The organism is Pseudomonas sp. JDS08PS003, assembly GCF_045013505.1.
GTDB classification, from domain to species: Bacteria; Pseudomonadota; Gammaproteobacteria; order Pseudomonadales; family Pseudomonadaceae; genus Aquipseudomonas; species Aquipseudomonas protegens_B.
Genome location: NZ_CP120724.1, coordinates 639,090 through 664,414 on the forward strand (window position 1 = coordinate 639,090; position 25,325 = coordinate 664,414).

Here is a 25,325-nt window from a genome sequence, read left to right on the forward strand (position 1 = left end):
TCTCCTGTCAGGGCGTGTTCAGATGCCCTGGCTGCGCAACCAGCCCAAGAGTTGCGGCAAGGGCAGGGCGCCGCTCTGGCGGGCCACTTCCCGGCCGTTCTTGAACAGGATCAGGCTGGGAATCGAGCGAATGCCCAATTGCCCCGACAGCTGCGGGTTGGCTTCACTGTCCAGCTTGGCCAGGCGGCACTTGCCACTGAGCTGCGCGGCGGCCTGCGCAAAGATCGGCGCAAAGGATTTGCACGGCCCGCACCAGTCTGCCCACACATCCACCAGCAACGGCAGGTCGCCCTTGATCTGGCTGGCGTAGTCGCCCTGTTTCAAGTCAAAGGGTTTGCTCAGCAACACCTCGGCCTTGCAGCGCCCGCACTTGGGGTGATCCCCCAGGCGTTCGGCGGGAATGCGGTTGAGGCCGTTGCAGTGCGGGCAGGGGATCAGCAGTGGGTCGGACATGGTTGGGCTCCGCAAGCAGGGTAGAGCGCCTTAAATGGCGGCGCCCTGGGTGAATATCAAGTCGGCGTCGCCATGGCTTCACGTGCTGGGCGGGGCCAGTTCGACACTGACCAGACGGTCCATGGAGCGGCCGATGTAAAAGGTAAAGGGCCGCCCCAGTTCCATGGCCATGCCCTGGCACTTGCCCATGAAGCCTATGTGTTGCAACGGAGAAATCTCCCCATCCTCGTGGTACTGAAGGCCCAGGGAACCGACACTGAAGCCGACGCGGTCGGCGCGGCGATCCGTTCGTGTGCCCCAAGAGGTCTTGATCGCGGACAGCTGGATGCGGTTGTCGAACAGCATCTGGTTGAGCGTGGGGTTGGTGAACGTGATGTTGCCGAACAAGAACTGCGCCGGTTCGCGCTTGTGGTCTTTCCACTCCAGATACACGTTGTAATCCCCGGTTCCGCTTCCGGCCTTGCTGCCCATCTGGCTGAACGGCATGCCCGGCGCCTGGAGAGTGGCCTGGTATTGGCAAAACGCCTCGTTGGGCGTGCCGGTGGCCGAGAGCTTGCCGCTGGTCAACTCCTCCATCGAGTAATGAAACAGCACATCGGCGTATTTCACCGGCTCCAGCGCCAGCGAGAAGCGCCGCGGCAAGGCCATGGCTCTTTTGCGGTACTCGGGGCTGGTGTATTTCCCGGTTTCCGGGGCGATCTCCAGAACGGCTTCGAAGGTGCCGGCTGCGCGCGCCTCGACAATCTCGCTGAACAGTTCCCGCAGACGTTGGCGCTGGGTTTCGGGCACGCTGCTGTCCAGGCTGATATGCAGGGTCTTGTCGTCCTTGCGGTCCATCTCCAGGCCGATGGCGTCGGGTTCGATGCCGATCCCGGTGGCCATCTCAGTGATGGTCTCTGCAAAGTACGGCACGATGCGGGCCTGCTTGGGGTCACCCACTTCTTCCTGGAAATGCAGGGTGAGGTAGGTCTGCTTGCAGCCGGTCAGCAGCATCAGCAGCAGGGCTGCCGTGTAGAGGCGTCGGTTCAATGGAGGTCCTTGTTGCGCCATGGCGCTTAGCGGAAATCGACGCTGGTCAAGCGATCCAGGGTCCGACCCATTTGAAAGGTGAACGGTCGGCCCAGGGTCTGCATCTTTTGATCGCACAGCGCTTGCAGTTCGTCTTTTCGGGTGTCGAAGGGCTGGGCTGAGGTCAGGGTCTGGACACCGATGGAGCCGATGACGATGGCGAATTCGTCGAGGGGCACCGGTGCGGGCCGGGTGATTTTCGAGCTGGAAGGCCAGGCCTGGATGGTTTTCTGTTGCAGGTGCCGGTTCAGGTCCGGGTCATCGAAATGCACCTTGAGTGGCACCTTGGCAATGCTGCCGCTGCGGGTCAGCAAGGAGACCAGGCCGCGCTCGCTGTTGTCCTGTTCAAGGGCTTCGTAGCCGATCAGTTTCAAGCGCGTGGGCATTGCCAGGTGCGCGGTGATCTTGCAACTGACCGGGCCTTCGATTTCGCTCTGGTTGACGATGGCACGCATGCTGTCGTCGTAGCTGCGGTCCAGCAGCATCTCGAACGTCGGATCGAACTCGAGGCTGGCGTCGATGCTGTCCGGCAGGTCGCTGGGGCCGGGCGGGTTGACGCTGGCTTGGGCGTTGTCCAGTTCCAGGTGCAGGTTCATCGAACTGGCCTTGCGCGCGTCGGTAACCTGCTCGAAGACCGCCCTGAGGCGACCCCGTTGCTCCGGGCTCAGGGAGTAGTCCACCAGGCGCAGGTGGATCACTTTGTCATCCTCCTTGTCCCGTTCCAGGGCGATGGCATCCGGGGCCAGGTCCTGGGCGCTGAGCGCGGTGTAGATGCTCTGCTTGTACGCCTCGTGCACCAACTGGTCGGAGTATTGCGGGCCGGCCTTGGGATCGGAGCGCACCGAATCCTGGAAGTGCAGGGTGGCGAAGTCTTCCTTGCACCCGGTCAGGGCGAGCAGCAGGGGCAACAGCAGCAGGTAGCGACGTTTCATGGCGGACTCTTGCAGGGTATCGACGGGGGCAGGGTTCGTGGCATGGGCGAGTGGTGAAGGTGGCAGTCGGCTGCCGGTGCGTTACAGGGCCAGGCGATGCCCGTTGAGGCCGATGACCACGGCGAACTTCTTGGCGATCACCACTTCGGCCTGGTTGCTGTCGGCCAGGAAGCTGTCCATCGGGTAGGGGAATTCCACGGGAATACCGGCGATCGACACGTGTTTTATCGACTGGGCCTGCAGTTCCAGCCCGTCGCTCGCGGTGCCGCCGCTAATCAGATAGACGCTGTCGCTGATCGGCTCGTAGGACATGCCGCCGCTGCCCTGGATACGTTGCAGGCTAGCGGTCTGTTTGGCCAGTTCGTCCAGTTCGGCCTGGGTAATGGTGCGGTGCGGTTTACCGTGCAGGCGCAGGTCCTGCAGGTTCATGCGGTACTTGGCGCGGCGGCTCAGGTAGATGACAGCCGACACCAGGGTGATCACGCCGAAAACCAGGGTGACCAGGGTGAGGAACAGGTTCATGCGCATCCTTGCAGGTACTGGAAATCAGGGACGCGCATTATCCGCATCCGCTGCCGACGGGTCCATGCGCAATCTTGTGTTTGGCGCTTTTCTGCACGACGGCCGAGGCGTTGGTCGAAGCTCATGAGTCCGTCGCAATCGCTCACACACTGCTCGGCAAGCCCGTTCGTTGGCTGTCTAGGCTTGAAGCACGTGAGCACCGCTGGTCTGACCGCGGGTATAGCATCTTGAGATATCTAATGCTCGCATCTAACGTTAATAGCATTATGCGATAGGGACATTGCATGCACATCATCACCGCAAAACGTATCCGGCAGGCCAAGGAGCAATGGCCGCAAGTCGCGCGGGCACTGGATACCTGGTACCGCAAGGCCAAAGGCGCCAGGCCGGCTGATTTCGCCGACATGAAGGCCTTGTTTCCGGCGCTAGATAAGGTCGGGCGCTTTCATGTTTTCGACATTGGCGGCAACAAACTGAGGCTGATCGCAATCGTGCGCTATGGGGGGCAGCGCCTCTATATCAGGCATGTGCTGGATTACGGCGAGTACGACAAGGGGCTGTGGAAGGAGGAATCACAATGAGTCTTCAGGTTAAGCAAGCGGCGGAGCACTGGCAGTTCGTTGCGCCCATATTGCGCAAGCCCAAGAGCGAGGCCGATTACGACGCGCTGGCCCTGGCACTTGATGAGCTGTTGGACATCATGGGCGAAGACGAATCGCACCCACTGGCTTCGCTGGTGGACATCATTGGTGACTGGATCGAGGCCTACGACGAAGAGCACCATCCGATGCCGGCGGTCAGCGCAGTGGAGGTTCTACGTTCGTTGATGGGTGAACATGGCCTGACTCAAAGCGACCTGCCTGGGGTGGGCGCGCAATCGGTGGTGTCGGAAGTGCTCAGCGGCAAGCGCCAGCTCAACCTGCGGCAGATCCGCTGGCTGGCCGAGCGCTTCAAGGTGTCGATGGAGACCTTCGCCTGACTCAGGACGAGCAGCTGATTTCCAGGTGCTTGCCCCACTCAGGTGGGCGCTCGGCATAGCTGTCCATGCCGGCCTGTTTCTCGAAAGGCCGGCTCAGCACCTGATTCAGGCGGCGCACTTCGCTGTAGTCCCCCGCTTCTGCGGCATCAATGGCTTTCTGCGCCAAATAGTTGCGCAGGATGTACAGCGGGTTGACCGCGTGCATGCGCTCCCGGCGCAGGTCCTGGCCCTGGATCGGATCCCGGGCGACCCGTTCCCGGTACTGCTCGGCCCAGGCATCGAAGCCGTTGCGATCGACGAAATCGTCTCGCAGCCGCGCCAGCGACTGTTCCGGGGCTTGCTCCCCCAAGTGGCGGAAGAACAGGCTGTAGTCGACGCCGCTGTTCTGCATCAGTTGCAGCAGGCGCTCCACCAGCTTCTGATCGTCGTCCTCGGCCTGGGTGAAGCCCAGGCGTCGGCGCATCAGGTCCAGGTAATGAGCCTGGTACAGCGGCAGGAACAGGCCCAGGGTTTCGCGCAGCGCCTCGACGCTGATGAACGGCGTCAGGGCCTGGGCCAGGGCGCTGAGGTTCCACTGGCCGATGGGCACCTGGTTGCTGAAGGAGTAGCGGCCCTGGTCATCGGAATGGTTGCAGATGAAGTGGGCGTCGAAATCGTCGAGGAAGGCGAAGGGGCCGAAGTCGAAGGTAATGCCCAGGATCGACATGTTGTCAGTGTTCATCACCCCGTGGCAGAAGCCGTAGGCCTGCCATTTGGCAATCAGCTCGGCATTGCGCTCGACGATTTCGCGAAACATCGCCAGGTAGGGTTCAGGCTGTTCCAGGCACTCGGGGAAATGCAGGGCCAGGACATGCTCCCCCAGTTGCTTATGCTGCTCGGGTTTCTTCGTGTAGTAGAAATACTCGAAATGCCCGAAGCGGATATGGCTCTGCGCCAGGCGCAGAACCATCGCCCCGCGTTCCTGTTTCTCGCGCCACACCGGGGTGTCCGAGCCGATCACGCACAGGGCGCGGCTGCTGGGGATGCCCAGGGCATGCAGGGCTTCGGAAGCGAGGAACTCGCGGATCGACGAGCGCAGTACTGCCCGGCCATCGCCCATGCGGGAATACGGCGTCTGGCCGGCGCCCTTCAAGTGCAGGTCCCAGTGTTCTCCCGCCTGGTTGTAGACCTCGCCCAGCAGCAGCCCGCGGCCGTCGCCCAGTTGCGGGTTGTAGGAACCGAACTGATGCCCGGAATAGACCATTGCCCGGGGCTCGGCCTCGGCCCACAGCTTGTGCCCGCCGAACAGTTCGGCGAATACCGGGCTTTCGGCCACGGCGGGGTCCAGGTCCAGCAGCGCCATGGCGCCAGGACTGGCCGCTACCAGTCTTGGGTTGTCGAGGGGTTCGGGCAGTACGTGGGTCGAGAAGGCGTCGCCCAGGCGAGCGAAGCGGTTGTCGAAGGTCAGTTCGTCGAGGGCTTTCAACGGCCATCTCCCAGCAGAATGTCCGAGCATTCTGCTAGGGATAGAGGCCTTAGTCGAGTTTGCTCGGCGGCGGTTCCTGCAGCGGCTTGCCTTCGGCCACCGGGACGATGGTCTTGGCCTCCGGCTCGATGGGCACCATCTTGTATTCCTGACCGTGGAGGTTCTTCAGGTAGACCTCCATCTGCCGGAAGGAGATGTTGATGTGCTGCTTCTTGAACTCGCGGTTGATGAAGCGGTTGACCTCGTCCACCACCGGGTTGCGGTCCCCCAGTTCGCGAACGTGCATGCGCAGTTCGTGGTCCAGGGTGCTTTCGCCGAAGTTGAGGAAGTACACGTGAGGCTCCGGCTCCTTGAGTACCCGCGGGTTGTCCCGGGCCGCCTTGAGCAGCAGCTCCTTGACCAGATCCAGGTCCGAGCCGTAGTCGACCCCGAGCTTGAGGGTCACCCGGGTCACGGTGTCGGTCAGGGACCAGTTGATCAGTTGCCCGGTGATGAAGGTCTGGTTGGGGACGATGATGTCCTTGCGGTCGAAGTCGGTGATGGTGGTGGCGCGGATGCGGATCTTGCTCACCGTACCCGACAGGTTGCCGATGGTGATGGTGTCGCCGATGCGCACCGGCCGCTCGAACAGGATGATGATGCCGGAGATGAAGTTGGCGAAGATCGCCTGCATGCCGAAACCCAGGCCCACGGACAAGGCCGCCACCAGCCACTGCAGCTTGTCCCAACTGACCCCGAGGGTGGCCAGGGTGGAGACGAAGCCGATCCCGGCGATGGCATAGGACAGCAGGGTGGTGGTGGCGTAGGCACTGCCCTGGGCCAGATTCAGCTTGGACAGCACCAGCACTTCCAGGAGACCGGGCAGGTTGCGCGCCAGGGCAAAGGTGATACCGATAATGATCAGCGCGCCAATCACGTCGCCGATGCTGATGGGCACCATGCTCATGTTGGCGCCGGTGCCGCTGGTGTATTCGTAGAGGGTGACGTTGTCCAGATAGGAGAACACGGTGATCAGGTCCGCCCAGACCCAGTACAGCGCGGCGATGAAGCCGCCCAGCAGGGCCAGGCGGATCAGGCGCAAGGACTGTTCGTTGACCTTCTCGATGTCCATGGTCGGTTCTTCGACCACCGCATCGCCGCTTTCCCCCGCCTCCTTGGCGGCCTGGCGCTTGCTCAGGGCCCGCTGGTAGGCCAGGCGTCGAGCGGCGACGCTGAGGCCGCGGACGAAGGTGGCCTCGATCACCAGCCAGAACATCAGCAGGTAGAGGGTGTTGATCAAACGGTCGCTGAGTTTCAGTGCGGTGTAGTAGTAGCCAAAGCACACGGCAATGAACAAGGCGATCGGCAGCAGGGTGAACAGCAGTCCCACTGCCTTGCGGAACAGTGAGGCGTTCTCGTGAGTCGGGCTGCTCAACAGCAGGCGACTCAACAGCCAGGCCATCAATCCATAGCAGGTCAGCACCACGGCAATGCCCAGGACGTCCTCGGCCAGGGCCGCAGGCTGATGCTCGGCGACCGCCACCACGGCCACCAGCGCCAGGACCACCAGTCCCAGGCGGCGAACCCAGGACTGAAGGAATTCCACCTGGGGTTTCTCCCAGCGGAAATGCAGCTCGGCCACGCCGCCAGGGGCGAGGATTCGATAGGCGGTATAGAACACCAGCCAGGCCTGGGCGATCTGCAGCAGCGCCGCGCCGAGGTTGGCGTTCTGCCCCCGGGCATCGATCTGCAGGGCATAGCCGCACAGCGCCAGAGCCAGGGTGACCGGCATCGCCAGGAGAATGTTCACCAGGATCGCCAAGGGTGTGTGCCACTGACTGTCGCGTTTGAAGTGGCCGATGTCCTTGTGCACCTTGTTCAGGCGCGCATAGAGGTTCTTGCGTCGCCACAGCAGGGCGCCGATCAACAGCGCCAGGGGCAGGAACAGCAATGGCCGCTGTGCCAGGCCGTCGGTCAGTTCACTGAGGCTTGAGGCCCAGGGCAGGGTGGTGAGCTGTTTCTCCAGGCGCTGAGGGACTTCCTGCAGCCACTCGGCGTCCAGGGGCTTGTTGCTGGGAATCCAGAACATCTGCTCGTCGAGTGTCGCCCGCAGGCTCTGGGACGTGCTCAACAGCTGCTTCTGGTTCAGTTGCAGGGTGATGGATTCATTGAGCAGGGCGCTGAGCTCGCGGTTCAGGCGCTCCAGCAGGTCGGCGCGGGTTATCGCCAGGTCGATCAGGGTCCTGCGCAACTGAGGCGTGACCTGCTCCGGGGGTTGGGTCTTGAGCAGGTTTTCGACGTAGGCGCTGGGGCTGCTGAGCAGTTCCCGCTGCTGGTTGATCTCGAACTGGTAGAGGCGGATATCGGCGATTTCGTCCGCCAGGTCGCGGTCCAGTTTCAGGCGCGGCAGGGCCTGTTTCTGCTTGTAGAGAATCTTCGACAGCAGCAGGCTGCCCTTGAGCACGTTGATCTGTTCGTCCAGGGCCGCATCGCTCTGGCTCACGCTGTCCAGTTGCTGCTTGGTCTGCAGGTTCTGCTGGGTCAGCTCGTTGAGGCGGTCGGTGCACACCAGCAGGTAGTCGGAGAGCTTGAGGTTGGTGGCGCTCTCGGTGGCCAGCAGGCTACTGCCCCCGGCCTTCTGCGCCTCGATGGACTGCTGGGTCACGGTTTCCTGGGATTGGGCCAGGCGTTTCTGGTTGATCAGGGTCTGCAGGTCCTGGATTTCCTGTTCCAGGCGCGCGGTTTTTTCGATCAACAGGTCATGCTGGCTGTTGCCCAGGTCCTGGAGCTGGCTGTTGCCCGCCAGCTCCTGGCGGCGCAGGGGAATCAGGGCGTTGATCGCCGCCAGTTCGGCATTGAGCAGGTTGCGCTGGTCAGCACTGAGCAGCTTGCCGCCGTCCTTGCCGGACTTGAGTGCAGCGTTGATCTGCAGGATTCGCGTCTGGCTGCTGCTGATCTCGGCCTGGGCCCGCTCGGGGCGGGTCTGGGCGGTGATGGTCAGGCTATTGGCATCGGCCAGGGCCTTTTGCAGTTCGCCCTGGGTGGCGCTGCGCTCGGCCAGCAGTTGCTCCAGCTGGGACACCGCCAGCGTGGCGTAGCGCTGGGCCACCGGCACTACTTTGCTGGCCTTCAGACGTGCCAGTTCGCGCTGGTTGTCCGCAGTCAGGCGTGGCGCGTTGCTCAGCTGCTGCTTCAGGTCCGTCAGGCGTCGTTCGTAATCCTGCTTGTTGTTCAGCTGGTTCAGGGTGTTCTGCAGCAGGTTCTGCAGGGCCTTTTGATCGGCTTCCGGCAATTTGCGCTCGGCGATCTTGTCCAGGCTTTGCTGGACCGACTCGGCGCTGGGGGGATCGCCGCCCTGTGCGGCGCCGACAGAGAGACTCAGGCCCAGCAGGGCAACAGCGATGAATTTACGCAGGGTAGGCATAGAAGTCGGTCAAGCAATTGGGAATAGGGGGGAACGCCGCGGCGATGGCCTGGCGCGTTCCCGAGTTTAGAGGAAGAGTCCGGGGCCGGGGCGACTTCCTTCGGGGAATCTGACGCCAACTTTGCCGATCTTGTTCCCGTCCATCACGGCCACGGTCCAGATGGTGTTGTTCCACTCCACCTGGTCGCCGACCACCGGCGCGCCGCCAACCTTCTGGGCAATGAAGGCGCCCAGTGGCATATCCGCGTCCTGGCCATCGAGCTTGAGCCCGTAGAGCGCCGACACCGCGCCCAGCTGGGCGTCGCCTTCCAGTACGAAATCGCCGAAGAAGCGCAGGTCCAGCCCGCGCTCCGGAGCCTGGCTGAAGAGCTTGCCCAGGGCCGGCAGGTTGTGTTCATGACCGATTACGCACAGCAGGTCGTCGGCCTCGAGCACGGTACTACCCGACGGATGGAGCAATTGCTGACCGCGAAACAGGGCCGCGATCCGCGTGCCTTCGGGCATCTTCAGCTCCCGCAGGGCGGCGCCGATGCACCATTTTTCCGCTCCCAGGCGGTAGACGAACAGTTCCCACTCGCTGGTGACGTGGACTTCCAGGGCCGCCCGGGAAATCGGTGCCGGCTCCGGCGGCACCGTGACCTTGAGCCACTTGGCCACCCACGGCAGGCTGGTGCCCTGGACCAGCAGCGAGATCAGCACGATAAAGAACGCCAGGTTGAAGTACAGCTGGGCGTTGGGTAGCCCGGCCATCAATGGGAACACCGCGAGAATGATCGGCACCGCGCCCCGCAGGCCGACCCAGGAAATAAACGCCTTTTCCCGGCCATGGAAGGCCTTGAACGGCAGCAGTCCCACCAATACCGAGAGCGGCCGAGCGAACAGAATCATCCACAGCGCCAGGCCCAGGGCCGGCAGAGCGATGGGCAGCAGGTCGTGGGGCGTGACCAGCAGCCCCAGCACCAGGAACATGCCGATCTGCGCCAGCCAGGCCATGCCGTCGAGCATGTGCAGGATGCCATGGCGGCTGCGCACCGGACGGTTGCCGATTACCAGGCCGCACAGGTACACGGCGAGGAAACCGCTGCCGTGCAGGGCGTTGGTCAGGGCGAACACCACCAGGCCGCCGGCGACCACCAGGATCGGATACAGGCCGTTGGCCAGGTGGATACGGTTGACCAGTTGCAGCATCAGCCAGCCGCCTCCCAGACCGATCACCGCACCTATGCCGAACTCGCGGATCAGGTCGGTCAGCAGGCTCCAGTGCAGGCCGGTGTGGCCGTTGGCGAGCATGTCGATCAGGGTCACGGTAAGAAACACCGCCATGGGGTCGTTACTGCCGGACTCGATCTCCAGGCTGGCGGTAACCCGTTCGTTGAGGCCCTTGCCCCCCAACAGGGAGAACACTGCGGCGGCGTCGGTGGAGCCGACGATGGCGCCGATCAGCAGCCCCTGGATCAGGTTCAGGTCGAACAGCCAGGCGGCAGCCATGCCGGTCAGCCCGGTGGTGATCAACACCCCCACCGTGGCCAGGGACAGCGCCGGCCACAGGGCCACGCGGAAGCTCGCGACCCGGGTGCGCAAGCCGCCGTCCAGCAGGATCACGGCCAGGGCCAGGTTGCCCACCAGGTAGGCGGTCGGGTAGTTGTCGAAGATGATGCCGCCGCCATCGACCCCGGCGGTCATGCCCACGGCGAGAATGATCACCAGGATCGGGATGCCGAGGCGGGAGGAAAGTGAACTCACCAGAATGCTCGCACCTACCAGCAACGCGCCGATCAAGAACAGGCTGTTGATGGTCGTCGCATTCAAAGGCAGTACTCCAGAGCGGAAAAGGCGGGCGCAAACTGACCATGCAGTCTGCGTGCCAGCGATTCTAACCTGTTGAAATGCGCCACTGTCAAAAAGCTTTTGATGACAGTGGCGGATTTTTTTGGGGTGAATTCCGGCGCCGATTTACTGGCGTGTTCCGGGGCTGGCGAGCGGTTTCAGAGGCTGAATCGCGCGACCATGCTGTTGAGGTCCACCGCCAGGCGCGACAGCTCGTTGCTGGCTGCACTGGTCTGGTTGGCGCCGGTGGCCGATTGCACCGACAAGTCGCGGATGTTCACCAGGTTGCGGTCCACTTCCCGGGCTACCTGGGCCTGTTCCTCGGCGGCGCTGGCGATCACCAGGTTGCGTTCGTTGATCTCGATGATGGCGCTGTTGATGGTGTCCAGCGACAGGCCGGCACCGCGAGCGATGTTCAGGGTCGACTCGGCGCGCTCGGTGCTGTTGCGCATCGAGTCCACTGCGTGCTCGGTGCCGCTCTGGATGCTGCCGATCATGCGTTCGATTTCGCTGGTGGACTGCTGGGTACGGTGCGCCAGGGCCCGGACTTCGTCGGCGACCACGGCAAAGCCACGACCTGCCTCGCCGGCACGGGCGGCTTCGATGGCGGCGTTGAGGGCCAGCAGGTTGGTCTGGTCGGCCAGGCCGCGAATCACGTCCAGTACCTTGCCGATATCCCGGGACTCGTTGGCCAGGTCGCCGATCAAGCTGGCGGTGCCTTGCACGTCGGAGCTCATGCGCTCGATGGCGGACACGGTTTCCTGTACCAGATCGCGACCGTCACCGGCGGAGGTGGTGGCGTTCTTCGAAGCTTCCGAGGTGCTCACGGCGTTGCGTGCCACTTCTTCCACGGCGCTGGTCATTTCATTGACCGCGGTGGCGGCTTGCTCGATTTCGTTGTTCTGCTGGGTCAGGCCGCGAGCGCTTTCTTCGGTGACGCAATTGAGCTCTTCCGCTGCCGACGCCAGTTGGGTGGCGGAGCCGGAAATGCGCTGCAGGGTGTCCCGCAGTTTTTCCTGCATCTTGGCCATGGCGCGCAGCAGGCGTCCGGCTTCGTCGCTGCCGTCGACCGCAATCGGCCGGGTCAGGTTGCCTTCGGCGATCTCTTCGGCGGCGCTCAGGGCGTTGGCGATCGGTACGGTGATGCTGCGGGTCAGCAGCCAGGCGAACAGCAGGGTCAGGCCGGTGGCCAGGACCAACAGGGAGACCACCAGATTGAAGGCCGAGGAGTATTGTTCGGCGGCCTGCTGGTTGGTGTCGACGGTCTGCTGGGTGTTGATCTCCAGCAGCCGGTTGAGCACGGTGTTCATGGCTTCCGAGTTGTTCAGCAAGTCGGTGTTGAGCAGGTTGCGCAGCTCTTCCACCTGATTGCCGCGGGACAGGGATTTCATCCGCTCTTCGATCTGCCGGTACTGTGCCAGCAACTGGACGTACTGCTCGTAGGCGGTCTTTTCCTCGGGGCTGGTAATGAACTTCTCGTAGACGACCTGGGCGGCGCGGATCTGCTGGTTGCGCATGTCCAGCAGTTCGATGGTCTTTTGCTGGACATCGGGTTCACGGTTGACCAGCAAGCGATAGGACAGCACCCGCAGGCGCAGGGTCAGCTGAGTGAACTCGTCAAGGCTCTTGATGCTCGGCACGCTGCTCAGGGTGATGTCCTCGGCGGCGCCGCGGATCTTGCTCATCTGATTCAGGGCGAACACACCCAGGATCAGCATCAAGCCGCCGATCATGGCAAAGCCGAGGAAGGCCCGTGGTGCGATGTTCATATTACGAAGGGACATGGTGAGTACCAAAAAGGGCGCATCCGTGCGGGGGCTTGAGACTGATCTACCGTGACTTATCGGTCGTACGACTAAAGTCTTGAGCCTCGCCGTGGATTTAGCCTTTTGGCTACGCACCCGGCCGGGAGCGTCGATTGCCGACTGCGTCGGCCCCAGGCCCGGAATAGAGCCTTGGGGCCGGGGGCAGGGCTTTTACAGCTGGAATCGGGTCACCAGATTGTTCAGGTCAACGGCCAGGATCGACAGTTCGCTGCTGGCGGAGCGGGTCTGATTGGCGCCGGTGGTGGACTGCACCGACAGGTCGCGGATGTTCACCAGATTGCGGTCCACTTCCCGGGCCACCTGGGCCTGTTCTTCGGCGGCGCTGGCAATGACCAGATTGCGCTCGTTGATTTCGTTGATGGCGCTGTTGATGGTGTCCAGGGACTGGCCGGCGCTGCGGGCGATAGTCAGGGTCGACTCGGCGCGCTCGGTGCTGTTGCGCATCGAGTCCACTGCGTGCTCGGTGCCGCTCTGGATGCTGCCGATCATGCGTTCGATTTCACTGGTGGACTGCTGGGTGCGGTGCGCCAGGGCCCGGACTTCGTCGGCGACCACGGCAAAGCCGCGGCCGGCCTCGCCGGCACGGGCGGCTTCGATGGCGGCATTGAGGGCCAGCAGGTTGGTCTGATCGGCCAGGCCGCGAATCACGTCGAGCACCTTGCCGATGTCCCGGGATTCGTTGGCCAGCTCGCCGATCAGGTTGGCAGTGTCTTGCACGTCACCGGTCATGCGCTCGATGGCCGAGACGGTTTCCTGCACCCTGTCCCGTCCGTCCCCGGCGGAGGTGGTGGCGCTCTGGGAGGCTTCGGAGGTGCTGACCGCATTGCGTGCCACCTCTTCCACGGCGCTGGTCATTTCATTGACCGCCGTAGCCGCCTGTTCGATTTCGTTGTTCTGCTGGGTCAGGCCCCGGGCGCCTTCGTCGGTGACGCTGTTGAGTTCCTCTGCCGCCGACGCCAACTGGCTGGCGGAGCCGGAAATGCGCTGCAGGGTATCGCGCAGTTTCTCCTGCATCGTGACCATGGCCTGCAACAGGCGTCCGGCTTCGTCATTGCCGTCGACTGTGATCGGCCGGGTCAGGTTGCCTTCGGCAATCTCTTCGGCCGCGCTCAGGGCATAGGCGATGGGCTGGGTGATGCTGCGGGTCAGCCGCCAGGCGAACAGCAGGGTCAGGGCCGTGGCCAGCATCAGCAGCGCCACCACCAGATTGAAGGCGGTGTTGTATTGTTCGGCGGCCTCATGGTCGGCGACGGTGGAGTAATGGGTGTTGATCTCCACCAATTGATTGAGGGTCGCGTTGACCTTCTCGGCACTGTCCATCAGCTCGGTGTTCAACAGCCTTTGCATCTCGTCGAGCCGGTTGTTGTGCGACAGTTCGATCAGTTGGCGTTCCAGTTGGCGGTGGTGGGCCAACAGAGTGCTGTATTCATCGTAGGCGGCGCGCTCTTCGGGACTGCTGATGAGCGTCTGGTAGAGCACTTGGGCTTCATCGATCTTCTGGTTGCGCTGGCTGATGGACTCCAGGGTCTGTTGTTGTGCCTGGGGGTCGCGGTTGAGCAGCAGTCGATAGGCCTGAATCCGCAGGCGCAGGCTCAACTGGGTGAACTCGTCGACGCTCTTGATGCTGGGGATGGTGTCCTGGGTAATCCGTTCGGTTGCCTCGCGGATCTTGCTCATCTGATTCAAGGCAAAGATCCCGAGGAGCAGCATCAAGCACCCGATCAGGGCAAAGCCGAGGAAGGCCCTCGGAGCGATATTCATGGAGCGCAGGGACATTGAATCTACCTCGGGTGGGCGCCGTACGCGCCGTGTCAGTCAGGGAAGTACCTGTGCTATCGCGTTGAAAAAACGCTTCTTGAATCGTCAGGAGTGCTTTCAGAAAAGTCTGATCCCCTATTGGGAAAATTCATAAAAGTCCGAGGCGTCCGACGGAGCGTCAGGAACCCGAGGCCGGAATGACAGTCTCTAACAGCTCTCGCGGAAGGGTCATCGCCAGTAAAATCAAGGCTTTGCGCCTGGATATCCCTGGTATCCAGGGTGACTTTTCTTTATCGTACGCGCCCTTTGCAAACAGCCCGGAAGATCAAAATGTTGGAAGCATCCCTCAGCCAATTGGAACAATTGGTCAGTGACCTGGTGGTACAGAACCAGGAGCTGCTCGGCACGAACGAAACCCTCAAGGAACAACTGGCCCAGGCCAAGGATGAAAACGAAAGCCTGCAACTGAGCCTCATGGAGCAGGAAGAAAAGCAGGGCGCCACCGCGGCCCGCATCCAGGCTCTGGTTGAGCGTGTCAGTGCGAGCCCTGCCAACCCATGAGACATCACATCGATGGGGTGAAGGTGGTCTCGATCCTCGGTGAGGATTACTCGATCAAGGCGCCGGCCGGTGAGGAACAGACCCTCATGGACGCCGCGCTGATGCTCAAGGCGGCCCTGGCCGACACCAAGAAAAAATACCCGACGCTGATTGGCGAGCGCCTGTTGGTGCTGGCAGCGATGAACCTGTGCTCGCAGCAGATCGAAATGAAAAAGCAGCACGCCCAGGAGCTTGAGCGTTATCAGGAGCAGGTGAGCGCCACCGTCGAGGTGATCGCCAAGACCATTCAACAGAATTGATGGAAGTGCACACAGCCAGCGGGCGATAGGTTGGACAAGCAGGAGCAATGTTTGTATACAACTTCCCGCGGCTGGCGCGGTATCTCAGCCTCTTATAACCATAAGAAAGAGGTGTTCCATGCAATTCTGGCGACGCAGTATTCAATGGCAACTGATCCTCAGCATGGGTTCGGCCCTGCTGGTCAGCCTGTTGGTGGTCGTAGCGATCTACACGGTGCTGATCAATCACCTGACCCAGAACTACCTGGTGGAAAGGGCGCTGCCTTCGAGCATCGAAGCTATGCGCAACGATATCGAACGCATCCTCACCCAGCCGCTGACGGTCGCCCGGGACATTGCCAGCAACGGCATGCTGCGGGACTGGCTGGCGGCCGGTGAAGACCCGTCTCAGGCTCAGGTATTCATCGATTACCTGGAAGGCATCCGCGCTGAAAACCACGCTTTCACCACCTTGATGGTGGGCACCGCGACCAATCACTACTACAACGAGAAGGGCCTGGATCGCACCCTTAGCCGCTCCAATCCCAAGGATTCCTGGTTCTACAACTTCATCGACAGCGACAAGCCTCGGCTGCTCAACATCGACACCGATGTGGCCTCCGGCGAGCTGGCGATGTTCATCGATCTGCGGGTCAAGAAGGACGGCAAGCTGGTGGGGGTTGCCGGGCTGGGGTTGAGCATGAAAGAGCTGTCCGAGCTGATTCACAATTTCAGCTTCGGCGAGCGCGGCAAGGTCTTTCTGGTGCGGGCCGACGGCTTGATCCAGGTGCATCCAGAGGCGCAGTTCAGTGGCAAGCGGCATTTGTCCGAACAGATCGGCGAGTCCGCGGCCGAGGCGGTCATGGGCCAGGAAGGCTTGACCCGCCGCCATTTCGAGCGTGATGGCGAGGACTTCGTGGCCTTGAGCCTGCCGCTGCGGGGCATGGGCTGGTCCCTGGTGGCTGAGGTGCCGGAGACGCAGATTTACGCCGACGCCCGGCAAGCCTTGTGGATGACCACCGGTATTGGTCTGGCCATCGCCCTGGTCTGCCTGATGCTGGTGGTGTGGCTGGCCCGTGGCCTGGTGCGCCCGGTGCGACAGGTGACCGAAGGGCTGGTGGCTATTGGCAGTGGCGGTGGCGACCTGACCCTGCGCCTGGATGCCAGCCGTGCCGATGAGTTGGGGGATCTGGCCCGGGGCTTCAACCGTTTTCTCGACAGCCAGCGCGGCATGATCGGCGAGGTGCTGGCGACCACCGAGCGTCTGCGGGCCTCGGTCGGACAAGTGGCGGCGGTGGTGGAGAACACCGCCGAGCGCTCCGGCCGGCAGCAGGAAATGACCGACATGGTGGCCACTGCGGTGCATGAAATGGGGCTGACAGTGCAGGACATTGCGCGCAATGCCGGGCAGGCGGCGGACGCTTCCCAGGCGGCCCGGGATGAAGCCCTGCAGGCCCGGGAAGTGGTGGGCGGTTCGATTCGGCATATCGAGAGCATGTCCGGGGAAATCGCTCTGGCTGCAGGCGCCGTGGGCGAACTGGCCGAGCAGGTGGCCTCCATCGATCAGGTGCTGGCGGTGATTCGCGGGGTTTCCGAGCAGACCAATCTGCTGGCCCTCAACGCCGCCATCGAGGCGGCCCGGGCCGGGGAGATGGGCCGGGGCTTTGCGGTGGTGGCCGATGAAGTCCGGACCCTGGCCCAGCGCACCCAGACTTCTACCGATGAGATTCAGCAGATGATCCAGGGGCTCAAGCAGGGGGCGGAGAACGCCGTATCCTCGATGCAGGCGGGGCAATCGGCCACCGGCACTGGGGTTCAGTCCAGCCAGCAGACCGGGGCTTCGTTGACGGCGATCACCGGGCAGGTGGAGCACATCAGCGACATGAACCAGCAGGTGGCCACTGCCACGGAAGAACAGTCGGCGGTGACTGAAGAGATCAACCGCAATGTCCAGGGCATTTCCGATCTGGCCCGGGCCACGGCGGCTGAAGTACACGCCTGTCGTGAGGACTGTCGGACCCTGCAGCGTCTGGCCGAAGACCTGGCGCGCCAGGTGGGCGGCTTCAAACTGCACTGACCGGCCTGTAGGAGCTGGCTTGCCAGCGAACCGCACGCCACGCAGTGTCAGGCCGGACGCTTTCGCCGGCAAGCCGGCTCCTACGGGTGTGGAGCTGGCTTGCCAGCGAACCTCGCGCCACGCAGTGTCAGGCCCGGCGCTTTCGCCGGCAAGCCGGCTCCTGCGGCGGTCGCCTCAGAACCAGGCGTCCTGCATCTCCAGGCAGGTCGGGTCCCGGGTTTCCAGCAGCGTCAGCTCGTGCTGGCACCCCGGCACTTCCCAGGTCAGGAAGTAGCGCGCGGCCTGCAGCTTGCCCCGATAGAACGCCACATCTCCGGCATTGCCCCGAGCCAGTCCTTCCTCGGCCTTGATGGCCTGCTCCAGCCAGCGCCAGCCGATCACCGTGTGGCCGAATGCCTTCAGATACAGCGCCGAGTTGGCCAGGGTTGCGCTGACCTTGCCGCTGGCCAGATCCCCCAGCAGCCCCAGGGTCACGCTCTGAAGACGCGTCACCAGTTGCTCCAGGGGCTGACGCAGGGCGTCCAGGGATTCGTGTGCCTGGGCCTGCTTGCTGGTGTCGGCGATCAGGCGGATCAGGCGCTTGAGACCGGCGCCGCCGTTCTGCGCCAGCTTGCGCCCCAGCAGGTCCAGGGACTGGATGCCGTGGGTGCCTTCATGGATCGGATTCAGACGGTTGTCGCGGTAGTACTGCTCCACCGGGTACTCCCGGGTATAGCCATGACCACCGAGGATCTGGATCGCCAGCTCGTTGGCCTTGAGGCAGAACTCCGAAGGCCAGGACTTGACGATAGGGGTCAGCAGGTCCAGCAGTTCATGGGCCTGCTGGCGCTCGGCCTCGCTGGCCAGGGTGGTGGTGTCATCGAACAGCTTCGCCGCATACAACCCCAGGTCGAAGGCGCCTTCGACGTAGGCCTTTTGGGTCAGCAGCATGCGTCGCACATCGGCGTGCTGGATGATCGCTACCGGTGCGGTGGTCGGGTCCTTACTGTCCGGCAGGCGACCTTGCGGGCGCTCGCGAGCGTATTCCAGGGAATACAGATAACCGGCATAACCCAGCATCACCGCGCCCATGCCGACGCCGATCCGCGCTTCGTTCATCATCTGGAACATGTAGCTCAGGCCCTGGTGCGGCTTGCCCACCAGATAGCCCACGCAGTGGCCGTTATCGCCGAAATTCAGCGCCGTGGACGTGGTGCCGCGCCAGCCCATCTTGTGGAACAGTCCGGCCAGCAACACATCGTTGCGCGGCCCCAGGCTGCCGTCGTCGTTGACCAGGAACTTGGGCACGATAAACAGGGAAATTCCCTTCACCCCGGGCGGCGCATCCGGCAGCTTGGCCAGGACCATGTGCACGATGTTTTCCGACAGCGGATGGTCGCCGCCGGAGATGAAGATCTTGTTGCCCTTGAGGCGGTAGCTGCCGTCGGCAGCGGGTTCGGCGCGGGTGCGGATATCTGACAGCGACGAGCCGGCATGGGGCTCGGTCAGCGCCATGGTGCCGAAGAAACGGCCGTCGATCATGGGCTGCAGGAAGCGCTGCTTCTGCTCTGCGGTGCCGAAGCTCTCGATCAGGTTGGCGGCGCCCATGGTCAGGAACGGATAGGAGGTCGTGGCCGCGTTGGCGGCCTGGAAGTGGGCGAAACAGGCCTGGGACAGCAGGGTCGGCAACTGCATGCCGCCGGCCTCGAAACTGCGGGCCGCATTGAGAAAGCCGGCTTCGAGGAAGGCATCCACCGCCGGTTTCACTTCGGGAATCAGCACCGCCTGGCCGTCTTCGTAGCGCGGCTCGTTTTCATCGCCCTTGCGATTGTGGGGAGCGAAGAACTTCTCGGCGATGTTGCGGGCGGTGCCCAGGGCGGCATCGAAGGTTTCGCGGTTGTGCTCGGCAAACCGCTCGCGCTGGGTCAGGCCCTCGGCGTCGAGTACCTCATACAGCTCAAAGGCCAGATTGCGGGAACTGAGCAAGGTCTCGGACATGGCGGCTTACCTGATGATTAGGGAATGGGCCGAGTCTATGCGGGTGAATAAAGGCTGGATAGCAAGATTGATCACGGTGATGCAAAGCCCAAAAAACCGCTGTAGACGCCGGCTCGTGTAGGAGCGGGCTTGCCCGCGAAGACGTCATGGGAGGGCGATGGAGGGCTTAAGGGACTTTTCGCCGGCAAGCCGGCTGCTACAGAGGACGGGCAAAAAAAATGGGCGCCGGTGAGGGCGCCCATCGATGCAGCCGAACCTTCAGCGATCAGCCGATGGTCATCAGGCTGGCGTTGCCGCCGGCCGCTGCGGTGTTGACGCTCAGGGCGCGCTCGATCACCAGGCGCTCCAGGGCAATCGCGGTCTCGCCCTGGGACAGGCCCTGGACGCCAACGATGGCTCCGGCACGCTGGGCCACTTGCTGGCAAACGCCGCGCAGTTGGTCAGAGTCGCCATGATGCAGGACCGCGTCGAATACCACTTCGTCCTTGGTCCAATCCGCCACCCGCTGGATGCGCGCTTGCACGTCCTTGGGCAGGCGGGCGAACAGCGCTTTGCTGAGGTCGCTTTCCGGCCACACCGCCGAACCGCCGACGGCCAGTACTGCCGCCAGTTGCGTCAGCAGGTCGCCCTCGACCTCTGCCAGGCACAGGACGTGCTCGCGGGGCAGGATGGCATAGCTGTTGCGCTCGCCGGTCGGGCCGTTCAGTTGACGGGTGATACCGCTTTGCGACTGGCCGGCGAACTGTTTGCACAGGGTTGCCAGCTCCACCAGCTTGCTGCTCTCGGCCCAGGCTTGCAGGGCATTGAGCGGCTTGCTCAGGGCTTCGCGCAGACGCAGGTCCGGAGCGTTGGCAGCATCGGCGCGAACGAAGGATTGCTCGATGGCATCCACCGGACGGGTCGACAGCAGGCGGTACAGGTACAGCGGGCCGCCAGCTTTCGGGCCAGTGCCCGACAGGCCTTCGCCGCCGAACGGTTGTACGCCGACCACGGCGCCGACGATGTTGCGGTTGACGTAGACGTTACCGGCGTTGACGTTGTCCACTACCTTGGCAATGGTTTCGTCGATCCGGGTGTGCACACCCAGGGTCAGGCCGTAGCCGGAAGCGTTGATCTGGGCGATCAACTGGTCGATGTCCTTGCGCTTGTAGCGCACCACGTGCAACACCGGACCGAAGATCTCGCGCTGCAGCTCATCGAAGCTTTCCAGTTCGATCAGGGTTGGCATGACAAAGGTGCCGCGCTTGCATTCTTCACTGTCGGCAATGGCCATCTGGTACACGCTGCGACCTTTGTCGCGCATGGCCTGGATGTGCTTCTCGATGCCGGCCTTGGCTTCGGCGTCGATCACCGGGCCGATGTCCACCGACAGGCGCTCCGGGTTGCCCAAGCGGTTTTCGGCCATGGCGCCCTTGAGCATTTCGATCACGCGGTCGGCGGAATCTTCCTGCAGGCACAGCACGCGCAGGGCCGAGCAACGCTGGCCGGCACTGTCGAAGGCCGAGGACACCACATCGATGACCACTTGTTCGGTCAGGGCCGAGGAGTCGACGATCATGGCGTTCTGGCCGCCGGTTTCGGCGATCAGCGGGATCGGACGACCCTGGTTGTCCAGGCGCCCGGCGATGTTGCGTTGCAGCAGGCGCGCGACTTCGGTGGAGCCGGTGAACATCACGCCTTTGACGCGTTCGTCACCTACCAGGCGGGCACCGACGCTTTCGCCCTGGCCCGGCAGCAGTTGCAGCACGCCTTCGGGAATCCCGGCTTCCAGCAGCAGGCGCACGGCCTGGGCGGCTACCAGCGGGGTCTGTTCGGCCGGCTTGGCCAGGACCGGGTTGCCGGCAGCCAGGGCTGCGGCGACCTGGCCACTGAAGATCGCCAGTGGGAAGTTCCACGGGCTGATGCACACCACAGGACCCAGCGGACGGTGGGCGTCGTTGCTGAAGTCATTGCGTGCCTGCACCGCGTAGTACCGCAGGAAGTCCACGGCTTCGCGCACTTCGGCGATGGCGTTGGCGAAGGTCTTGCCGGCTTCACGGGCCAGCAGGCCCATCAGCGGTTGGATCTCGCCTTCCATCAGGTCGGCGGCACGCTCGAGGATTGCGGCGCGTTCGGCCGGCGGCGTGGCCTGCCAGATCGGCGCGGCGTTCAGGGCGCACTGGATGGCGTTGTCGACGTCTTCCACCGTGGCTTCCTGGACATGACCCACCACGTCGCGATGATCCGACGGGTTGAGTACCGGCGCCGGGGTTTCGCTGCTGGATGCGCAACCGAGCATCGGTGCGGCTTTCCAGTTGTTGTGGGCGGTGGCCAGCAGGGCGCAGGACAGCGACGCCAGACGGTGTTCGTTGGCCATGTCGATGCCGGCGGAGTTGGCACGCTCGGCGCCATACAGGTCACGCGGCAGCGGAATGCGCGGGTGCGGCAGGCCGAAGCCGCCTTCCAGGGTGGCCATCTGCTCGATCTGGTTCACCGGATCGGCCACCAGCTCTTGAATCGAGATCGACTGGTCGGCAATGCGGTTGACGAAGGAAGTGTTGGCGCCGTTTTCCAGCAACCGGCGGACCAGATAGGCCAGCAGGGTTTCGTGGGTACCGACCGGCGCGTACACGCGGCACGGACGGTTCAGCTTGCCTTCGGAAACCTTGCCCACCACTTGCTCGTACAGCGGTTCGCCCATGCCGTGCAGGCATTGGAACTCGTACTGGCCGGGGTAATAGTTCTGACCGGCGATGTGGTAGATCGCGGACAGGGTGTGGGCGTTGTGGGTGGCAAATTGCGGGTAGATGACTTCCGGCACCGACAGCAGCTTGCGTGCGCAGGCGATGTAGGAAACGTCGGTGTACACCTTGCGGGTGTAGACCGGATAGCCTTCCAGGCCTTCGACCTGGGCGCGCTTGATCTCGCTGTCCCAGTAGGCGCCCTTGACCAGGCGGATCATCAGGCGGTGACGGCTGCGGCGGGCCAGATCGATCACGTAGTCGATCACGTACGGGCAGCGCTTCTGGTAGGCCTGGATCACGAAGCCGATACCGTTCCAGCCGGTCAGCTGTGGCTCGAAGCACAGGCGCTCCAGCAGGTCCAGGGACAGCTCCAGGCGGTCCGCTTCCTCGGCGTCGATGTTCAGGCCGATGTCGTATTGCTTGGCCAGCAAGGTCAGGGACAGCAGGCGCGGGTACAGTTCTTCCATCACGCGCTCGTACTGGGCGCGGCTGTAACGCGGGTGCAGAGCCGAGAGCTTGATCGAGATGCCCGGGCCTTCATAGATGCCGCGGCCGTGGGAGGCCTTGCCGATGGAGTGGATGGCCTGCTCGTAGGACGCCAGGTATTTCTGTGCGTCGTGCTCGGTCAGTGCGGCTTCGCCGAGCATGTCGTAGGAGTAGCGGAAGCCCTTGGCTTCGAACTTGCTGGCGTTGGCCAAGGCTTCGGCGATGGTTTCGCCGGTGACGAACTGCTCGCCCATCAAGCGCATGGCCATGTCCACGCCCTTGCGGATCATCGGCTCGCCGCTCTTGCCGATGATGCGGCTCAGGGAAGAGGTCAGGCCGGCCTCGTTGTGGGTCGACACCAGCTTGCCGGTGAGCAACAGGCCCCAAGTGGCGGCGTTGACGAACAGCGACGGGCTGTTGCCCAGGTGCGGCTGCCAGTTGCCAGTGCTGATCTTGTCGCGGATCAGCGCGTCACGGGTGCCCTTGTCCGGGATGCGCAGCAGGGCCTCGGCCAGGCACATCAGCGCCACGCCTTCCTGGGACGACAGGGAGAATTCCTGCAGCAGGCCCTGGACGATACCGGCACGGCCGCCGGCGCTCTTCTGGTTACGCAGCTTTTCGGCGATCGAGGCGGCCAGCTTGTTGGCGGCTTCGGCGGTGGCGGCCGGCAGGCGCGCCTGCTCCAGCAGCATCGGTACCACTTCCGGTTCCGGGCGGCGGTAGGCGGCGGTGATCGAGGCGCGCAGCACCGATTGCGGGAGGATGCTCTCGGCGAATTCGAGGAAGCATTGGTGAGCGTGATCGGTCTGCACGTCGCCGGCATCGTCGCCGTCCTTGGTGGTGACACTGCTCAGCTCGGTCAGGGTTGCACCACCCTCGAGTTTTTCCAGGTAATTGAAAATCGCCTGCTTGATCAGCCAGTGCGGCGTACGATCGATCGAGGCCGCAGCGGCCTTGAGGCGCTCGCGGGTTGGGTCGTCGAGTTTGACCCCGAGGGTGGTGGTAGCCATATTTTTATCCTCATGTTTGCCACGCACGTGTGGCATCAGCTGGCGGCAAGATTATCCGTGCGCTGAAATAGGTGCAACCGGGTGCAACCCATTTTTAAGCGGAAAAAGCGGCAGCTTGTCAGGAATAAATTTCCTACATGAGATGTCATGCATCCTTATGGTGCCTTTGATTCTGAAAGACGCTTTTCTTGCTCCAAAAAGGAGCAAAAACGTCGCCAAAGGTCGATTATTCGACAAGGTGCAACTGATTCGATGCAAATTGGTTGCACCTTGTTCATTTTGTTGCATAGGATTCGCGCCCAAGGTGCAACCGTTCTTGCGGACCGGTTCATCGTCTGATGGCTTTCCTGGGGAAACATCAGTCATAAATGCGCGACCCGCCTGATCGTCTTCCAAACGTCATCGTTTGGCGGCAGGTGGCAGTGGTCGCCGCACCATAAAAACAAAGCCAGGGCGTAACTCAATGAGTGCAAGCAATCCAACCTTGATCACGTTCGTGATCTACATCGCAGCAATGGTGCTGATCGGCTTCATGGCCTATCGCTCCACCAACAACCTTTCCGACTACATTCTTGGCGGCCGCAGCCTGGGCAGCGTGGTCACCGCGCTTTCCGCCGGTGCTTCCGACATGAGTGGCTGGCTGCTGATGGGCCTTCCGGGCGCCATCTATATGTCCGGTCTTTCGGAAAGCTGGATCGCCATCGGCCTGATCGTCGGTGCCTACCTGAACTGGCTGTTCGTGGCCGGTCGCCTGCGGGTACAGACTGAACACAACGGTGATGCACTGACCCTGCCGGACTACTTCTCCAGCCGTTTCGAAGATAAAAGCGGCCTGCTGCGTATCATCTCCGCGGTGGTGATTCTGGTGTTCTTCACCATCTACTGTGCCTCTGGCATCGTGGCCGGTGCCCGTCTGTTCGAAAGCACCTTCGGCATGCCTTACGAGACGGCGCTGTGGGCTGGCGCGGCGGCGACCATTGCTTACACCTTTGTCGGCGGCTTCCTGGCGGTGAGCTGGACCGATACCGTACAAGCCACCCTGATGATCTTCGCCCTGCTGCTGACCCCGATCATCGTGCTGCTGGCCACCGGTGGCGTCGACACCACCTTCCTGGCCATCGAGGCCCAGGACCCGACCAACTTCGACATGCTCAAGAACACCACCTTCATCGGCGTGATCTCGCTGATGGGTTGGGGCCTGGGCTACTTCGGTCAACCCCACATCCTGGCGCGCTTCATGGCGGCGGATTCGGTGAAGTCGATTGCCAACGCCCGTCGCATCTCCATGACCTGGATGATCCTGTGCCTGGGCGGCACCGTGGCTGTGGGCTTCTTCGGTATCGCCTACTTCTCGGCGCATCCTGAGGTGGCCGGTCCCGTGACCGAGAACCCTGAGCGGGTGTTCATCGAACTGGCCAAGCTGCTGTTCAACCCATGGATCGCCGGTGTGCTGCTGTCGGCCATTCTGGCGGCGGTAATGAGTACCCTGAGCTGCCAGTTGCTGGTGTGCTCCAGTGCCCTGACCGAAGACTTCTACAAAGCCTTCCTGCGCAAGCACGCCTCCCAGCTGGAGCTGGTCTGGGTCGGTCGCGCCATGGTGCTGGTGGTGGCGCTGATCGCCATCGCCATGGCCGCCAACCCGGAAAACCGCGTGCTGGGCCTGGTGAGCTATGCCTGGGCCGGTTTCGGCGCCGCCTTCGGTCCTGTGGTGCTGATCTCGGTGCTGTGGAAGGGTATGACCCGCGACGGCGCGCTGGCCGGGATCATCGTTGGTGCCGTCACCGTGATCCTGTGGAAACACTTCGCTCTGCTGGGTCTGTACGAAATCATCCCGGGCTTCATCTTCGCCAGCCTGGCAATTCTGCTGGTGAGCAAGCTGGGCGCGCCGAGCGCTGGCATGGTCCAGCGTTTTGAAGCGGCCGAGAAGGATTTCAAACTCAACCACTGAGTGCGCAAATCCTGCCCTGATTGTTCGGGGCA

18 protein-coding genes and 3 pseudogenes are annotated in these 25,325 nt (G+C 62.9%); 7 read left to right on the forward strand and 14 right to left on the reverse strand.

Translation table 11 applies throughout. The annotated features are described in order from the left end of the window. Positions 1-18 precede the first annotated feature (18 nt). From trxC to P7C00_RS02940, 4 genes are all read right to left on the reverse strand, one after another. Positions 19-453 carry a thioredoxin TrxC gene (gene trxC, locus P7C00_RS02925; protein WP_210482776.1) on the reverse strand — a complete coding sequence of 145 codons (435 nt, stop codon included), beginning with the start codon at positions 451-453 and terminating at the stop codon, positions 19-21. A gap of 78 nt (positions 454-531) precedes the next feature. After that, positions 532-1,482, reverse strand: a complete 951-nt coding sequence (locus P7C00_RS02930) for a hypothetical protein (protein WP_346634493.1) — start codon at positions 1,480-1,482, stop codon at positions 532-534. 26 nt (positions 1,483-1,508) lie between these two features. Then, a complete protein-coding gene (locus P7C00_RS02935) occupies positions 1,509-2,453 on the reverse strand; it encodes a hypothetical protein (protein ID WP_346634494.1) in 945 nt (314 codons plus the stop codon). An 81-nt stretch (positions 2,454-2,534) separates the two neighbouring features. Continuing rightward, positions 2,535-2,975, reverse strand: a complete 441-nt coding sequence (locus tag P7C00_RS02940; RefSeq protein ID WP_346634495.1) for an IgaA/UmoB family intracellular growth attenuator — start codon at positions 2,973-2,975, stop codon at positions 2,535-2,537. A gap of 284 nt (positions 2,976-3,259) precedes the next feature. Between P7C00_RS02940 and P7C00_RS02945 the strand changes: the two genes are divergently transcribed. Both P7C00_RS02945 and P7C00_RS02950 read left to right on the forward strand, forming a co-directional pair. Beyond that, positions 3,260-3,556, forward strand: coding sequence for a type II toxin-antitoxin system HigB family toxin (locus P7C00_RS02945; protein WP_346634496.1), 297 nt, complete (start codon positions 3,260-3,262; stop codon positions 3,554-3,556). Beyond that, positions 3,553-3,954, forward strand: coding sequence for a type II toxin-antitoxin system HigA family antitoxin (locus P7C00_RS02950; protein WP_123725097.1), 402 nt, complete (start codon positions 3,553-3,555; stop codon positions 3,952-3,954). The genes P7C00_RS02945 and P7C00_RS02950 overlap by 4 nt, the downstream gene beginning before the upstream one ends. A gap of 1 nt (position 3,955) precedes the next feature. Here P7C00_RS02950 and selO read toward each other — a convergent pair whose 3' ends face one another. From selO to P7C00_RS02985, 7 genes and pseudogenes are all read right to left on the reverse strand, one after another. After that, entirely contained in the window at positions 3,956-5,419 is a 1,464-nt protein-coding gene (gene selO / locus P7C00_RS02955) for a protein adenylyltransferase SelO (protein ID WP_404938109.1), read from the reverse strand. Between the two features lie 49 nt (positions 5,420-5,468). After that, the gene (gene mscK, locus P7C00_RS02960) at positions 5,469-8,822 is read right to left on the reverse strand and encodes a mechanosensitive channel MscK (protein ID WP_346634498.1); all 3,354 of its coding nucleotides are present in this window, start codon (positions 8,820-8,822) and stop codon (positions 5,469-5,471) included. 66 nt (positions 8,823-8,888) lie between these two features. After that, entirely contained in the window at positions 8,889-10,631 is a 1,743-nt protein-coding gene (locus tag P7C00_RS02965; RefSeq protein ID WP_346634499.1) for a potassium/proton antiporter, read from the reverse strand. Between the two features lie 176 nt (positions 10,632-10,807). Next, positions 10,808-11,680 carry a methyl-accepting chemotaxis protein gene (locus P7C00_RS02970; RefSeq protein WP_402890179.1) on the reverse strand — a complete coding sequence of 291 codons (873 nt, stop codon included), beginning with the start codon at positions 11,678-11,680 and terminating at the stop codon, positions 10,808-10,810. A gap of 30 nt (positions 11,681-11,710) precedes the next feature. After that, a pseudogene (locus P7C00_RS02975) lies at positions 11,711-12,433 on the reverse strand (MCP four helix bundle domain-containing protein); the annotation flags it as partial. A gap of 192 nt (positions 12,434-12,625) precedes the next feature. After that, complete coding sequence (locus P7C00_RS02980; protein ID WP_404939897.1) at positions 12,626-13,498, reverse strand: methyl-accepting chemotaxis protein; 873 nt, start codon at positions 13,496-13,498, stop codon at positions 12,626-12,628. A gap of 30 nt (positions 13,499-13,528) precedes the next feature. Then, a pseudogene (locus tag P7C00_RS02985) lies at positions 13,529-14,251 on the reverse strand (MCP four helix bundle domain-containing protein); the annotation flags it as partial. Between the two features lie 312 nt (positions 14,252-14,563). Between P7C00_RS02985 and P7C00_RS02990 the strand changes: the two are divergent. From P7C00_RS02990 to P7C00_RS03005, 4 genes and pseudogenes are all read left to right on the forward strand, one after another. Beyond that, positions 14,564-14,794: a hypothetical protein gene (locus tag P7C00_RS02990; RefSeq protein ID WP_102862842.1), complete on the forward strand. Its 231-nt coding sequence runs from the start codon at positions 14,564-14,566 to the stop codon at positions 14,792-14,794. After that, on the forward strand, positions 14,791-15,093 hold the full coding sequence (locus P7C00_RS02995; protein WP_346634501.1) for a cell division protein ZapA: 303 nt from the start codon (positions 14,791-14,793) through the stop codon (positions 15,091-15,093). Before P7C00_RS02990 ends, P7C00_RS02995 begins: the two co-directional genes overlap by 4 nt. A gap of 163 nt (positions 15,094-15,256) precedes the next feature. After that, positions 15,257-16,282, forward strand: a pseudogene (locus tag P7C00_RS03000) (cache domain-containing protein); the annotation flags it as partial. Between the two features lie 135 nt (positions 16,283-16,417). Then, positions 16,418-17,149, forward strand: a complete 732-nt coding sequence (locus P7C00_RS03005; RefSeq protein WP_404939899.1) for a methyl-accepting chemotaxis protein — start codon at positions 16,418-16,420, stop codon at positions 17,147-17,149. Positions 17,150-17,323: 174 nt separating this feature from the next. Here the strand turns inward: P7C00_RS03005 and P7C00_RS03010 are convergent, their stop codons facing one another. The 3 genes from P7C00_RS03010 to P7C00_RS03020 form a co-directional block, all read right to left on the reverse strand. Further along, positions 17,324-19,126, reverse strand: coding sequence for an acyl-CoA dehydrogenase (locus P7C00_RS03010; RefSeq protein WP_346634503.1), 1,803 nt, complete (start codon positions 19,124-19,126; stop codon positions 17,324-17,326). 265 nt (positions 19,127-19,391) lie between these two features. Then, complete coding sequence (gene putA, locus P7C00_RS03015; RefSeq protein WP_346634504.1) at positions 19,392-23,345, reverse strand: trifunctional transcriptional regulator/proline dehydrogenase/L-glutamate gamma-semialdehyde dehydrogenase; 3,954 nt, start codon at positions 23,343-23,345, stop codon at positions 19,392-19,394. A 51-nt stretch (positions 23,346-23,396) separates the two neighbouring features. Next, on the reverse strand, positions 23,397-23,741 hold the full coding sequence (locus tag P7C00_RS03020; protein WP_404938110.1) for a hypothetical protein: 345 nt from the start codon (positions 23,739-23,741) through the stop codon (positions 23,397-23,399). Positions 23,742-23,808: 67 nt separating this feature from the next. On the opposite strand from P7C00_RS03020, the gene putP reads away from it, so the two are divergent. Then, complete coding sequence (putP, locus tag P7C00_RS03025; RefSeq protein ID WP_346634506.1) at positions 23,809-25,293, forward strand: sodium/proline symporter PutP; 1,485 nt, start codon at positions 23,809-23,811, stop codon at positions 25,291-25,293. Positions 25,294-25,325 lie beyond the last annotated feature (32 nt).